Genomic DNA, 15,103 nt, shown 5'->3' with positions numbered 1-15,103 from the left:
AGAAAACACCTTACAAAATCTTGCATAAGTAGCCAGACAATTGGACTATCCATGGCTTGTCTTTTCCAAATAAAATATCCCCTCCACTCATTACCGACTTTATTTTCAGTGTTCTCTGCACCTTGAACTTCTATCTTCCCTTTAAAATATACATCATTTATTAGCTACACCCTTTACCAGCTCTCGATGGGGTTATTTTTACTGTTTTTGAAGTTATTGCTATATTTTCTAATGTCAGAAACATTTTCTTTAGGTAATAAAAAACTCAGAAATTCCAGAATTTTTACATACATAACGCTAATATATAACCTTACAATACATGAATAAAATGTGATCTATTCTACAAAATATAATACGTATTGATGAATCAACAAAACCAACACTCAAAAAGAAAGATGGGAATATGAGTTTTGGAGATCTTATCGTATGCAGTATATTAGGATTTTTGTTTACAATCTTTTCATTGGGGGGATGCTTAAAATCGTTACAGTAGAATTACAAAAAGAATATTTTAGGTGTCCTTTTCTATTCCTTCCAGCATTTACCTCACTATTTAGTATAATTGCACTACTTAAATATGATCTTTTTAACAAGATTTAAAAGATAAGCTGTTTTTATATCCTTCATAAGGTGCATAACGAGTTTTATGATGTGAGTGGGGTAATGCAAAGCGATTATAGAATGCTATGATACTGCAGATAAAGAATTCACTAACGAATTTATTTATGAATCTCTTGTCAACACATTTGTCTATTTTTGGGGTGCACCAATCATCACTGGCTGTATAGCTGCAGCTTTTATATGGCTACCATTTATAATACTGTTAATAATAGTAATATTGGTGGAAATTTGGTTACTCTTCCTCATAATTCCCTACTTATTCAAAAATTGGTTTTCGGCTTTATTAATCATCATCATAATAATTATTTGTTTGCGTTTATTTTAATTATTAATAACCATTTATAAAAAAATACTGTAGCGTTTCATATGGAATTTATTGTCTATAAAAATATTCTATTTTGTTTATTTCCTCTTTTATTGTTTAAAAATTGTTTTTCCGTAAATTTATTCAATTTTTATATTGTTTCATTATAATAATTATAATAGAATTACATTATAAGTAGTATTTTTTATTGCATATAAAACATAATTAGTTATTTTTTATATGTAAATATTGTTGCACGATATCATATGGCTCTTAAATGAATTTACGTATACTTTTGTGCTGAGATACATCCTTTTGCTTTCCTCTCTCTTCCAACTATTTAAAATTGTTGATGAAATTTCAAGATAAAAAGCCTTTGTTCATTTTCATCATCATTTTTTAATTCAGCTTACGATTTTCAAAAGATTCAAAACAATATTATTTTTAATAATAAAGATTAGGTATTGTTTCACGCTTTTGTTTATCGCATTCTTAATGGGAACATCCCCCTCATGAAGAATAGAATGCTCCAAACAAAATATAATGATATTGCATATTACGCACTTTTTAAAGAAATATTGCTCAAAATATACTCCTTTTATTTTACGACAGCGCACGTCAATAATAAAATAGTAAGCCATTATAAATCATCAGCGTTAAGCTTTTGAAAATACAAGCTGGAACCCATTATACATTTTACTGTCCCCCACGTTTTGACAGTCCTCACATCTTAGAATGTTCATTAAATGACATTTGGCTTCCTTTCTTCAAGTGTTTTGCCCCATACGCCCCCACTTATGACGTGCAAGGAAGTGATTTTATATGAAAAGATGTATGATGAGAGAATCTTATGGTATTCTGAGTTATTATTTTAATATGAAAAAAATCTCAATCAGAGCCATAAACTATCTACTTTTTCCCTGATAATCCGTTTTTAACTTTATTCTGGTTTATAAAAGCTTCAATATCATAGTTTATCACTTCATAATATCTATTTACACTCTTAAAAACACACCAAAATCGTTTAAAATATATTTTTATGATTGACAATATAGATATTTAAGCCAACCATATTCGTATTAACAAAAATACTTCAAGTGGGAGGAGGCATGCAAATATTAGAATAGATATTGTATCAATTTTCAAAATAACTTTTCTTGAGCTGTATTGGATTTTCTTTGCTACAAAGCAATATTATTCCTATTCACCCGGATGCTCGTGATTGATAATTTGAATACATCTCCATTAACATCGTAACTCCATTAACATCGCAACCTATTTTTGAACTCTGTGTCTATAAGGAAAAAGTTTGTGCAGAAAAATACTCCATCAATCAGTTGTAGCCCCTTTCCCGCTTCACGCAAAATTTATCAACAGAGCCTTCTCTTTTCTGATGTGCGCGTACCATTGCGTGAAATTTCACTGACTGATGGCAGTGGTGAAAAACCTTTAAACGTCTACGATACTTCTGGCCCCTATACAGATAAAGATATGATCATTGATATTACAAAAGGCTTGCCAGCAATTAGCTTACCTTGGCTCTCTAAGCGGGATGATACTGAAACTTATCCTGCACGATTAGTTAAACCTGAAGATAATGGATTGACTTCTGATAAAAACCTTACACCAGCCTTTAAACAAAAACGTCCTATTTTACGAGCAAAAAATGGCAAAGCAATTACACAAATGGCTTACGCACGCGCAGGCATTATTACCGAAGAAATGGAATATGTGGCTATACGAGAAAATGAAGGATTAGCAGTAAAAGAACGGCAGAATGTACCATCAAATGAAACATTTTCTGGATCAATACCAGAAATTTATACTGCCGAATTTGTTCGCAATGAAATTGCTTGTGGACGCGCCATTATTCCACAAAACATTAATCATCCAGAGTGCGAACCCATGATTATTGGGCGTAATTTCCGTGTTAAAATTAATGCCAATATTGGTAATTCAGCAGTAACGTCATCTATGGAAAAAGAAGTTGATAAAATGGTTTGGGCCATTCGCTGGGGAGCAGATACAGTTATGGATCTCTCTACAGGACGAAATATTCACAATATTCGTGAATGGATTATCCGAAATTCTCCTGTGCCCATCGGAACAGTCCCTCTTTATCAAGCACTCGAAAAAGTACAGGGTATTGCCGAAAACTTAACATGGGATATTTTCCGTGATACCCTTATTGAGCAAGCAGAGCAAGGTGTTGATTATTTTACCATTCATGCAGGATTAAGATTACCATTTATTCCTATGACCATTGATCGTGTAACAGGTATTGTTTCACGAGGCGGTTCTATTATGGCAAAATGGTGTCTCCATCATCACAAAGAAAGCTTTCTCTATGAACATTTTGATGAAATTTGTGATGTTGCAAAAACATATGATATCTCTCTTTCATTGGGGGATGGATTGCGCCCTGGCTCTATTGCCGATGCCAATGATGAAGCCCAATTTGCAGAGCTTAAAACTTTGGGAGAATTGACAAAAATTGCTTGGAAAAAAGATGTACAGGTTATGATTGAAGGTCCTGGACATGTCCCAATGCACAAAATTAAAGAAAATATGGAGCAACAATTAGATCTTTGTCATGAGGCGCCTTTTTATACTTTGGGACCTCTTACAACGGACATTGCTCCTGGTTATGACCATATTACATCAGCAATTGGTGCCGCTATGATTGGATGGTTTGGAACTGCTATGTTGTGTTATGTAACACCTAAAGAACACCTAGGACTCCCCGATAGGAATGATGTAAAAACTGGTGTGATCACTTATAAAATTGCTGCTCATGCCGCTGACCTTGCTAAAGGTTTGCCTAGAGCACAATTGCGCGACAATGCTCTTTCGCGTGCACGATTTGATTTTAGATGGCACGATCAATTTAACCTTTCTCTTGATCCAGAAACAGCCTGTGCCTTTCATGATGAGACAATGCCTAAAGAAGCCCATAAATTAGTGCATTTTTGTTCCATGTGTGGACCAAAATTCTGTTCTATGCGTATTTCCCATGATATTCGTGAGGCAGCTGCAATAAGAAAAACAAAAGGGGAAGGTATGATCGCCATGGCCGAAAAATATCAGAAAAATGGTGACCTTTATATGGAAACTGTTCCTCCTCAAAAAAAGAAAGTAAACAGTTGAAGAACATTCTTATCAAAGGTGCAGGTGTAGGCGGCTTAACAGTTGCCTTTATGTTACAGCAAAAAGGTGCTTCTGTTACTGTATCGGCCCCCCCTCATTCACCTATAGGAAGTGCTAGTTGGTATGCAGGAGGAATGCTTGCACCTTACTGTGAAAGGGAAAGTGCAGAACAAATTGTTGAAGATCTTGGTGTACAAGCTATACAATGGTGGCGTAAAACGCTCCCCAACCTTGTCATACAAAAAGGCACTTTAGTGGTTGCACCTACACGAGATAGAGGAGAGCTTGAACGATTTTCTGTGCGTACGCATAATCACAAAACCGTAGATAATACAGAAATAGCTCATCTTGAACCAGATCTTGCGGAACGTTTTAACTGTGCACTCTTTTATGAAAATGAAGCCCATATTGATCCTCGCAAAGCACTTATGGCTTTAAAAGAAAAGCTTCTCAACAATGGAGCCTGTTTTGTTGATGTAGAAATAGCTGAAAAAAAATTTGATATTGTTATTGATGCGACAGGAATAGCACGTTTAGGAAAAGATAAAAATATACGGGGCGTACGTGGTGAAATGCTTCTCGTGCGCTGCACCGATATTAAAATTTCGCGTCCAATTCGTCTTCTTCACCCACGGTTTCCTCTCTACATTGTACCTCGACAAGATAATATTTTTATGATTGGTGCAACGATGATTGAAAGTGACTTTGATGGTGCAATCTCTGTAAGATCAATGATGGAACTGCTCAACGCGGCTTATACTTTACATCCTGCTTTTGCTGAAGCAGAAATTATTGAATCTGGCGTTGGTGTTCGTCCATGTTATCCTAATAACTTCCCTTCTGTGCATAAAGATGGTAACTTTATTTCTATTAATGGATTTTATAGACATGGTTTTCTGTTGTCTCCAGAAATGGCAAAACGAGCAATGGAATTGGCATTGGAATAAAACATGCAAATATTTGTTAATGGTGAAACAGTCCAAACAGAAGTTATGACTCTCGGTCTCTTGCTTGAAGAATTGGGATATGAAGGAAATTGGCTTGCAACTGCTGTTAACGCTGAAGTTGTTCCCATAGATGCACGAAGCCAATTTGTCTTGCATGAAGGAGATAAAATTGAAATTTTAAGCCCAATGCAAGGAGGCTAAAATTATGCTGAATCTTTATGGACGACAATTCTCTTCCCGTCTTCTATTAGGTACAGCGCAATATCCTTCACCAGCAATCCTTCGTGATGCTATTCATAAATCGAATACGGAAATTGTAACTGTTTCCTTGCGCCGTGAAACTGCAGGTGGAAAACAAGGTGGACAATTTTGGAAATTTCTTCAAGAACTTGGGGTAACAGTGCTTCCTAATACTGCTGGTTGTTATACTGTTAAAGAGGCCGTAACCACAGCCCAATTAGCAAGAGATCTTTTTAAAACGGCTTGGATTAAACTCGAAATTATCGGTAATTCAGATACCTTACAGCCAAATATTTTTTCCTTAATCGAAGCTGCTCAAATTTTAAACAATGAAGGTTTCAAAATTTTTGCCTATACAACGGATGATCTCATTGTTGCTGAAAAACTTTTTGACATTGGTTGCCGTGTTATTATGCCTTGGTGTGCTCCTATTGGTTCTGCCAAAGGACCTCATAATACTGATGGATTGCGTTCTATCCGTGCTTACCTTCCTGATGCTACTCTTGTTATTGATGCCGGCATTGGACGCCCATCACATGCCGCCATTGCGATGGAACTCGGTTATGATGCAGTACTGCTTAATACCGCAGTTGCTAAAGCAGGTGATCCTGTCTTAATGGCTGAAGCATTTTCTAAAGCTGTTCAAGCAGGACGTATGGGATATAAAGCTGGCATGATCGAAGCACGCAGTGTAGCAGTCCCTTCAACGCCAATCATTGGAAAAGCAGTATTTTCATGAAACTGGATCCATTTTACCTCATCGTTGATAACGCTGATTGGATTGAACGTTTGCTTCCTCTTGGTATCAAGCTCGTACAATTGCGTATGAAACATGAAAATCAACAAATAATCCGTCAACATATCAAGCGTGCAAAAAACATATGCAATAAATTGGGAGCACAATTAATTATTAATGATCATTGGGAAATAGCAATTGATGAAAAGTGCAATTTTATTCATCTGGGACAAGAAGACCTGAGCAATGCTGATCTTCACGCAATTCGTAAAAGTGATATAAAAGTTGGTCTTAGTACACATGATGAACATGAATTGGATACCGCACTCTCTGCTAATCCTGAGTATATTGCACTTGGTCCTATTTATCCGACAATCTTAAAAAAAATGAAATGGATGCCGCAAGGATTAGAGAAAATCAAACAATGGAGAAAGCGGATTGGTGCTTTACCTTTGGTGGGTATTGGTGGTTTAACACCAGAACGCGCAGTTGGTGTTTTAAAAGCAGGAGCAAATAGTGCTGCTGTTGTGACTGATATTATCCTCCATAAAAAACCTGAAGAGCGTGTACAGCAGTGGATAAAAGTGACACAAACATGGCGTTGATACCTTCCATTCTTATTGTTGCGGGCACTGATCCAACAGGAGGTGCTGGTATTGTTCGTGATATAGAAACCTCTGCGCATTTTCAAATAAAAGCAAATTTAGCAATTACTTGTGTTAACGTACAAGATGATAATCGCGTTGTCGAAATCATTCCAATGCGTGGAGACCTCGTCGCTGCGCAAATGCGTGCTGCCCTAGAAGCAAATCCAATAAGCGCAATAAAAATCGGTATGACGGGGACAAAAGCAATTATAGCAGCAATCTGTAACGTACTCAAAGACTATCCCCATGTTCCAGTTATTTTGGACCCTGTACTTGTCGCTTCATCAGGAGGAAAACTAATAACGGAAACAATCATCGACACTATGATCGATAAACTGCTTCCTCATGTTGATCTTTTAACACCGAATAGAGAAGAACTCGCTCTTCTTAGCCAAAGTCCATTGGCATCTCATGATAAGCAAGCAATACAACAAGCAAAAAAACTTTTGTCATTGGGAGCTCGCTCTATTTTAGTAAAAGGGGGACATGCGGAGGGGCCTCTTGCAATTGATAGCTTCATTGACAAAACTGAAGTCATAAATATCTCTACTCCACGTTTAAAAGGAACAATGCGAGGAACAGGTTGCATTCTCTCAAGCGCTATTGCAGCGCATTTAGCATTAAATGAACCTCTCATTTCAGCGGTAAAAAAAGCAAAAGAATATATCCACACATTGCTTTTAACCCATTGTAAAAATAGTTTATAACGTCTTAGTATTTTTCTCATATAAAATTAATATTTATATATTCATTAATATATTTATTTTTTAATAAAAATTATTTAAAAAATATAATAATAAAAAATTTATACTTTATTTTATAAATAAAATACTACAAAAGTAACTTTAATTAAGTATTAAATATATAATACAATGATAACAAATATTATAACACCACTTGCATTCAGTAAAAAAATCTTTTATTATGAATGAGTTTAGTCTGTTTAAAAAGTTGAAATAGCGCAATTTAAACAAATTGTACATTTAAAGATGTATATAATCGCGAACACTCGCATTTTACGATTTGCCTTTTTTGTGAAAAGAGAGAATCCTATCAGCGTTCTTATACATTAATGGCTAGCGAATACATTTAATAAAACTTGAAGGATAATTTTGTTTGATCTATAATCGCTAGATCATTAGAAAAAGTAAAATGTTAAATCAAACGCCGTGCTCAATTTCCTATGAAGAACTCTTAAACTTTTATAAAGAAAGTGGTGCGGATGCCGTTCTGACGGATTTCCCTATTGATCGTTTTAAGCAGTCTGCTTGTTCAGAGAGAAAATTAATATCTGTCGTGAACATTTCTCATAATCAACAAGAATCTCCCAAAACATCTCCAACCGTAAAATTAGATCATCATCAGCTGCATAACTCTAGGACTATACAAAATGAATCCACAGCTATAGAGAGTGCAAAAAGTGCCAAGACACTTGATGAATTAAAATCTGCTCTCCTTGCATTTAATAGCTGTTCATTAAAATTGACAGCAAAAAATACCTGTTTTTCAGATGGAACAGCAGGAAGCCCCCTGATGCTTATAGGCGAAGCACCAGGACGAGACGAGGATATACAAGGAATTCCTTTTGTGGGAAAAGCTGGGATGTTGCTTAATAAAATCCTCGCATCAATTGGCTTAACAAGAAATAATGTTTACATTGCCAACACTATTCCTTGGCGTCCACCAGGAAATCGTACACCAACACCAAGAGAAGTTGCCTTGTGCCGCCCTTTTATTGAACGGCACATTTATTTAGCGCGTCCTCGTGTTCTTATAGCACTGGGAGGTGTTGCTGCACAGTTTCTTACTGGATCTCAAAATGGGATTATCCGAACAAGAGGGAAATGGCATATCTATGAAAGCGAGGATAATATAAAAATACCTGTTATGCCAACTTTCCACCCAGCCTACCTTCTTAGAACCCCTAGTCAAAAGAAGCTTACATGGATAGACTTCTTAGAAGTAAAAAATCGCCTCGACAGCCTTTTGTAATTCTTTAATCCTATCTTGCTTCTAAAATTAACACACCCTTCTTTAACTCTTAAAATACAAATGGGAAAAAACTATGAAACAGCCAATAACATCTATTTATCGTTTGGAAGACTACCAACCAACCCCTTACGTTATCCCTAAAACACAACTTTCTTTCCAATTGGCACCGACAAAAACCTATGTTACAGCCATATTGTCTATTGAATCCCGTCACGATACAAAAGAATTAACACCTCTTGTTCTTTCTGGTGATGATCTTACTTTAATTTCCGTTTCTATTAATGATGAGATATTAGCCCCAAACACTTATAAAGTGACGCCTTCACGTTTAGAAATTACAACGCCACCAACGGCTCCTTTTACATTGAAATTGGTTACAGAACTGAATCCTGAAAGCAACCGCCAACTTATGGGGCTTTACCTTTCAAATGGTGTTTATTGCTCACAATGCGAATCGGAAGGTTTTCGTCGTATTACTTATTTTTACGACCGCCCAGATGTTCTTTCTACCTATAGAGTGAAAATTGAAGCAGATTCCCAAACAATCCCAATCTTGCTTTCCAATGGTAATCTGGTGGAAACAGGAACTTTAGAGAATAATCGCCATTTTGCCATTTGGGAAGATCCTTATCCCAAACCATCTTATCTCTTTGCTTTAGTAGGTGGAGATCTTGATAAGTTAGAAGACCATTTTACAACTGTATCTGGACGACGTATCGAGCTTGGTATCTATGTAGAAAAAGGAAAAACCGAACGCGCAACCTATGCAATGGATGCTCTTAAACGTTCCATGCGTTGGGATGAACAATGTTTCGGACGCGAATATGATCTTGATGTTTTCAATATTGTTGCTGTGTCCGACTTTAACATGGGAGCAATGGAAAACAAAGGCCTTAACGTTTTTAATGATAAATATGTTCTTGTCGATCCTGAAACAGCAACCGATCAGGATTATAGAAATGTTGAACGTGTCATTGCACATGAATATTTCCATAATTGGAGCGGTAATCGTGTTACCTGTCGCGATTGGTTTCAACTCTGTTTAAAAGAAGGATTCACTGTTTATCGTGATCAGGAATTTTCATCAGATCAAAATGTACGCAGCCTACAGAGAATTGAAAATGTAAAAGCATTAAAAGCAACGCAATTTGCAGAAGACGCAGGACCTCTTGCGCATCCTGTACGTCCTCGTCAATATAGCCAAATTAATAATTTTTACACCACAACTGTTTATGAAAAAGGTGCTGAAGTTGTTCGCATGATACGAACTATTTTAGGTCCTACTCTGTTTCGTAAAGGCACTGATCTTTATTTTCAACGTCATGATGGACAAGCTTGTACAATTGAAGATTTTATTACCTGTTTTGCTGAAGTGTCTGGTCAAGACTTCTCCCAATTCATGCTATGGTATGAACAGGCAGGAACACCCAATGTAGAAATCGATAGTCATTATAGCGATGGTGTTTTAACAATTCATGCAAAGCAACATATTCCCGCAACCCCACAACAAAATACAAAAAAGCCCATGCTTATCCCTATCGTATTTGGCTTGTTAGGACCTAACGGAGAAAACCTCACCTATGAAGCAGATACAGATATTCAATCAGATGTTATGCTTTTATCCAAGGAAAGCCAAACGTTTACATTAAAGGGACTGCGTGAAAAACCCGTTTTATCACTGCTGCGGGACTTTTCAGCACCAATCATTCTACACACTCCATTCAATGAAAGAGAACTTATTTTTCTTGCACAACATGATGACAATCACATCAATCGCTGGCAATCTCTTAATCATTTAATGACGCAAGCTTTGATTCAAAGCATTCAAGATAAAACACAAGAAAAAGCAACACTCTCTTCTGCTTTGCTAAAGCTGATTGAAACGATCATAACAGATGAAACCTTAGAGCCTGAATTTCGTGCCTTCTGTTTAAATTTACCTAGTGAAGTTGAGCTTGCTCATACAATCGGTAAAAATATTGACCCAGATCGTATTCATTATATCCGCAATCAGTTTTTAGCTTCACTTGCACAAACTCATCAAGAGCTCTTAACAAAATTCTATGGACAAATGCAAACCCAAGAGCCCTATTCACCAAACACTGCACAAGCTGGAAAACGAGCATTAAAGAATATCATACTGGATTACCTTTCCATTGCTGAAGCCAATCCAAATCGAGCTGCTATACAATATGCAACAGCTGATAATATGACTGACCGTATGGCTAGTATCGCTGTTCTCGTGAAGCGTTTTAATGAAAGTGAGCAGGCACAAAATGCCTTAAATGATTTTGAAAACCGCTATCGGCATGACCCTTTGGTCATGGATAAATGGTTTTCTATTCAAGCAATGGTTGCTGGCTCATCAACACTCGAGAATGTTCAAAAGCTCATGCAACATCCGCTTTTTTCACAAGATAATCCTAATCGTGTACGTTCCCTAATCGGTGTTTTTGCCTCTAACAATCTCACGGGCTTTAATAGGATGGATGGAGCGTCTTATCATTTTCTTTGCCAAGTCATTTTGGAAATTGACAAAAAAAATCCACAGCTTGCTTCACGATTATTAACAATGATGCGCTCTTGGCGACAATTAGAACCTATTCGACAACAAAAACTTGAAACTGAATTAAAAATGATTGCTGTTGCGCCAAAATTATCAAGCGATGTTGCTGATATCATTAATCGTCTGCTTACTTAAAACAAAAAATTATTTTAAATCAATATGCTATAATATTTTTTAAAATAAATTCTATAAACTATTCGATCATCATTAAACCTATAAACAGGTAATCTAAGCCTGTTTATAGGTCACGTTTAAAGTGCTTTTTTCTTTTCATATTCCAAAATTATAAAAGTAAAATTATTTTTTTTAAAAAAAGACTGGACAGAAGACTCCTGTTTTGATTCATTGCACTCGATGGGGTTACTATGAATATCGAAGCAGTTTTTAAATCACATTATTCCAGAATTAAAGGAACGCGAGATGGCTAAATTGGACGCATATAATGCGCCAAGGGAGGTGTATGCTGATTCAAAATCAAGCGCTCAAAGTCGCAAGGAGCGGACAGAGCGTACCAATCTGTTTTCTGGTCCTGCCTATCAAAAACTTCTTTTTATTGAACCTTGGCTGCGACGTTCACTCCCATTTGTAATTCTTGCATTTCTTGTTACGCTAGCAGCGATCCGTTTCCTATCAATCTATGATTGGCGCAACACAATTGATAAAAACACGCATTCTACCATCACTCTCTTAGCTTCTCATATTACCAATACGATTGACCGTGACTTACTTGCAGCCACTCGACAAGGAAAAACTGCTGTTCTTTCTCATAATCATTTACAAAATATCCTGACTAATTTTCGTAACAAAGGTCTTATAAAAACCAGCGCTGTTATTGCTATTGTCGATCAAAAAGGCAATGTCCTAGCTTCATCAAGTTCCGAGATTGTCTTAGGAAAACCCTTACAGGATTTTACCTCTGAAAGCATTGCTTTACAAGCTCTAGGAAAACATGCTGGAATCATGAAAATTACAATAGGAAAAGATATTCCTGCTCTCGCTTCCTTTCAGCAAACAGAAAATGGACAATATGGGGTATTCATCAGTGAAAAAATGCAACATATTTACATGGAATGGCGGAAAGCTCTCTCGTTAAATATAACCATGTTTATTGGAACTAGTGGCGTTATCCTCGCTCTTCTTTATGCTTATTACAACCAAATTGTACGAGCACGCAAAACAGATCTTGTTTCAGAAAAAATTCAAAACCGTATTGATATGGCAATGATGCGTGGACGCTGTGGACTATGGGATTGGAATATGGCAAGTGGACGTGTCTACTGGTCACGAGCAATGTACGAAATGCTCGGCTATGTCCCTCAAGATGCACTGCTCTCAATTTCCCAAATTAGCGCCATTATCAATCCAAATGATGCGAATTTTTTTGATCTTGCTCAGGAATTAATGAGCGGTAAAAAAAAGCATATCGATATTAACGTTCCTATGCGTCATGCTGATGGTCATTATGTATGGATGCGCATTCGTGCCGAAGTTACTGAAGAAGAAGAACCCCATTTGGTTGGTATTTCCTTCGATATTAGTGAACAGCAACAATTGGCTGAACAAACAGCGCAAGCCGACCTTCGTATCCGTGATGCGATTGAAAACATTTCAGAATCTTTCGTCTTGTGGGATGCTGAAGGACGTTTAGTCATGTCCAACAGCAAATTTTGCGAATATGCCGCTATTCCTAAACAAATTCTCCAATCAGGTATCCAACGTGCAACGGTCGAAGCCATGGCACGCCCTGCACTCAGTGAATATCCCCTTAAAGATGATGGTACTGGTAACTTAACCAGTATTCGCCAAACGGCAGATGGTTGTTGGCTCAAAATTAACGAACGACGAACCCAAGATGGAGGATTGGTTTGTATTGGTACTGACATTTCTGAGCTTAAACAACAACAGGAAAAATTTGAAGACAGTGAAAGGCGTCTTTTTTCTTTCATTCAAGAACTCAAGCGCGCGCGAGGGAGTGCTCAACAACGCGCAACAGAAGTTGAAAAACTTAATAAAAGTTTGAAAGCAGAAAAAGAACGCGCCGAAAGTGCTAATAAGGCTAAATCAGAATTTTTAGCCAATATGTCTCATGAATTGCGCACGCCTCTGAATGCTATTCTTGGTTTTTCAGATATCATGTTGCAATCGACTTTTGGTCCTCTTGGTTCACAACGCTATAAGGAATATATGCATGATATTTACAATTCAGGAACCCATCTTCTAACCCTTATCAATGACATCCTTGATATGTCAAAAATCGAAGCAGGAAGATTTACGCTTGATTGTAAAAATACCGATCTTGAGCCCATCATTAGTGAAGCAGTACGAACACTAACACCTCAAGCTCAAGAAAAAAATATTGTTGTTACAACAAACATTACCCCAGAACTTCATGCTGAAGTTGATGGTCGTGCAATGAAACAGATTTTCCTTAATCTCATCTCTAATGCCGTTAAATTTACGCCTTCTGGCGGAAATATTGATGTCTGCGCTTTCAAGAAAAAAAATAACCTTATTTTTAAAATTACAGATACAGGCGTTGGTATTCCCCAATCAGCAATTAAAAAACTTGGGCAACCTTTTGAACAAGTCGAAAATCAGCTCACTAAATCTCATACGGGCTCAGGTCTTGGATTAGCCATTTCACGCTCCTTGCTAGAACTCCACAAAGGAAAACTTGAAATTACTTCAAAAGAAATGAAAGGAACAACTGTAACGATTATAATGCCCATCACACAAAGTTAAATTTTTCCATTTTGTTCCCGTTGTAGTAAAATCTGTTTCCGTTTTTCCCCCCAACGATACCCTGAAATAAAACCATTTTTACGCACAACACGATGACACGGAATGATAATAGCCAATTCGTTACGTGCACAGGCATGAGCAACGGCACGAAAAGCTTTCGGCATACCAATACGGCATGCTAAGATCTCATATGAAATTGTCTCACCACATGGTATATCACATAATACTGCCCATACTTGTCGTTGAAAAACTGTACCATTTATATCTAAGGGAAAATTATATTTTTTTACCAGCTTAGGTGTTTCTATCATGGCTATAATATGAGCAACTTCTCTCTTAAATGTATTGTCACCTACAACTTGTTGTGCATCACCAAAGCGTATCGTAAACTCCTGTAATAATTGCTCTATAGTGTCTCCTAACGCTATATGACAGATCCCTTTTTGAGACCTAGCCACCAAAAGCTTTCCTATTGATACATCTTTCAGACAGAATACTCTCGTTTGGGAAATGTTCAGCATTTTAGCCTTCTTTATATTTTAAATAAGTCTTGAACATCATCCATAAAGTAAAAGGAGAGTATTCACTATCTTTTAAAAACAAACAAAATCATTCTGAAATTATATCCTTAGCCATTGTATTAAAATACACTCTCACCCTTTTATGAAATGGAAAGATACATAGATTGACTGTCTTCCTACCCTAAAACGGAAACTTCGACCAGAACCGGATCTATCAACAATCTTGCTTTTTATATAACAGATTCCAACTGAACCCATTTGATATGGTTTATTTCATAAGCTCTCTACAGACAAATCCTGCTCTGAATTCTATCATACACTCTAACAAAAACACCTTAATGTGGTAAATTTTCATACCTTATATCACAACTCTAAACGGCAGTATTTTACGAAACAACACGATAAGCTTCCCATTTTATTTTACGAAATCCCATCGAACCATAAATAATAGCTTATGTTTTACAAGCAACAGAAAAAGCGCGTGCTCTCTTAAGCAAAAAACGTCATAAAACACAAAGAAAGTATGCCGGCAATGGATTGGAAAGATGTTCCGGCTTTTTATGCTCCACAGTATGCTTGAATATTCTAATTTGTTGGAGCACTGTTATTATTTTTTATCAAAGATCATACTTTTGATAAA

10 protein-coding genes are annotated in these 15,103 nt (G+C 36.7%); 9 read left to right on the top strand and 1 reads right to left on the bottom strand.

Annotated elements, in window-relative coordinates; translation table 11 throughout:
* Positions 1 to 2,236: 2,236 nt before the first annotated feature.
* The 9 genes from thiC (at position 2,237) to ACFIK0_RS01690 (ending at position 13,942) form a co-directional block, all read left to right on the top strand.
* Positions 2,237 to 4,072 (top strand): phosphomethylpyrimidine synthase ThiC, encoded by a 1,836-nt coding sequence (gene thiC / locus ACFIK0_RS01730; RefSeq protein WP_375663392.1) that lies wholly within the window; start codon positions 2,237 to 2,239, stop codon positions 4,070 to 4,072.
* Positions 4,069 to 5,019, top strand: coding sequence for a glycine oxidase ThiO (thiO, locus tag ACFIK0_RS01725; RefSeq protein ID WP_273791114.1), 951 nt, complete (start codon positions 4,069 to 4,071; stop codon positions 5,017 to 5,019). Before thiC ends, thiO begins: the two co-directional genes overlap by 4 nt.
* A 3-nt stretch (positions 5,020 to 5,022) precedes the next feature.
* Positions 5,023 to 5,220 (top strand): sulfur carrier protein ThiS, encoded by a 198-nt coding sequence (gene thiS, locus ACFIK0_RS01720; protein ID WP_273791115.1) that lies wholly within the window; start codon positions 5,023 to 5,025, stop codon positions 5,218 to 5,220.
* A gap of 4 nt (positions 5,221 to 5,224) precedes the next feature.
* Positions 5,225 to 5,998, top strand: coding sequence for a thiazole synthase (locus ACFIK0_RS01715; RefSeq protein ID WP_273791116.1), 774 nt, complete (start codon positions 5,225 to 5,227; stop codon positions 5,996 to 5,998).
* Positions 5,995 to 6,600: a thiamine phosphate synthase gene (locus ACFIK0_RS01710; RefSeq protein WP_273791117.1), complete on the top strand. Its 606-nt coding sequence runs from the start codon at positions 5,995 to 5,997 to the stop codon at positions 6,598 to 6,600. Before ACFIK0_RS01715 ends, ACFIK0_RS01710 begins: the two co-directional genes overlap by 4 nt.
* On the top strand, positions 6,591 to 7,349 hold the full coding sequence (locus ACFIK0_RS01705) for a hydroxymethylpyrimidine/phosphomethylpyrimidine kinase (protein WP_273791118.1): 759 nt from the start codon (positions 6,591 to 6,593) through the stop codon (positions 7,347 to 7,349). Before ACFIK0_RS01710 ends, ACFIK0_RS01705 begins: the two co-directional genes overlap by 10 nt.
* 445 nt (positions 7,350 to 7,794) lie before the next feature.
* The gene (locus ACFIK0_RS01700; RefSeq protein WP_375663391.1) at positions 7,795 to 8,634 is read left to right on the top strand and encodes a uracil-DNA glycosylase family protein; all 840 of its coding nucleotides are present in this window, start codon (positions 7,795 to 7,797) and stop codon (positions 8,632 to 8,634) included.
* Between the two features lie 73 nt (positions 8,635 to 8,707).
* Positions 8,708 to 11,335: an aminopeptidase N gene (pepN, locus tag ACFIK0_RS01695; protein WP_375663390.1), complete on the top strand. Its 2,628-nt coding sequence runs from the start codon at positions 8,708 to 8,710 to the stop codon at positions 11,333 to 11,335.
* Positions 11,336 to 11,620: 285 nt separating this feature from the next.
* The gene (locus ACFIK0_RS01690) at positions 11,621 to 13,942 is read left to right on the top strand and encodes an ATP-binding protein (protein WP_375630809.1); all 2,322 of its coding nucleotides are present in this window, start codon (positions 11,621 to 11,623) and stop codon (positions 13,940 to 13,942) included.
* On the opposite strand, the gene ACFIK0_RS01685 is transcribed toward ACFIK0_RS01690, so the two are convergent.
* The gene (locus ACFIK0_RS01685; protein WP_273791214.1) at positions 13,939 to 14,463 is read right to left on the bottom strand and encodes a methylated-DNA--[protein]-cysteine S-methyltransferase; all 525 of its coding nucleotides are present in this window, start codon (positions 14,461 to 14,463) and stop codon (positions 13,939 to 13,941) included. The genes ACFIK0_RS01690 and ACFIK0_RS01685 overlap by 4 nt on opposite strands.
* Between the last annotated feature and the right edge of the window lie 640 nt (positions 14,464 to 15,103).

The organism is Bartonella sp. CL63NXGY (assembly GCF_042194905.1).
GTDB lineage: Bacteria > Pseudomonadota > Alphaproteobacteria > Rhizobiales > Rhizobiaceae > Bartonella.
Note: the sequence above shows the minus strand (reverse complement) of the source record. Positions and strands in the feature narration are given on the sequence as shown.

What these genes read in the sequence shown, in the direction of transcription:
- thiS (WP_273791115.1), top strand. Translation starts at nt 5,023, where the DNA reads ATGCAAATATTTGTTAATGGTGAAACAGTCCAAACAGAAGTTATGACT.
- ACFIK0_RS01715 (WP_273791116.1), top strand. Translation starts at nt 5,225, where the DNA reads ATGCTGAATCTTTATGGACGACAATTCTCTTCCCGTCTTCTATTAGGT.
- ACFIK0_RS01710 (WP_273791117.1), top strand. Translation starts at nt 5,995, where the DNA reads ATGAAACTGGATCCATTTTACCTCATCGTTGATAACGCTGATTGGATT.
- ACFIK0_RS01705 (WP_273791118.1), top strand. Translation starts at nt 6,591, where the DNA reads ATGGCGTTGATACCTTCCATTCTTATTGTTGCGGGCACTGATCCAACA.
- ACFIK0_RS01700 (WP_375663391.1), top strand. Translation starts at nt 7,795, where the DNA reads ATGTTAAATCAAACGCCGTGCTCAATTTCCTATGAAGAACTCTTAAAC.
- pepN (WP_375663390.1), top strand. Translation starts at nt 8,708, where the DNA reads ATGAAACAGCCAATAACATCTATTTATCGTTTGGAAGACTACCAACCA.
- ACFIK0_RS01690 (WP_375630809.1), top strand. Translation starts at nt 11,621, where the DNA reads ATGGCTAAATTGGACGCATATAATGCGCCAAGGGAGGTGTATGCTGAT.
- ACFIK0_RS01685 (WP_273791214.1), bottom strand. Translation starts at nt 14,463, where the DNA reads ATGCTGAACATTTCCCAAACGAGAGTATTCTGTCTGAAAGATGTATCA.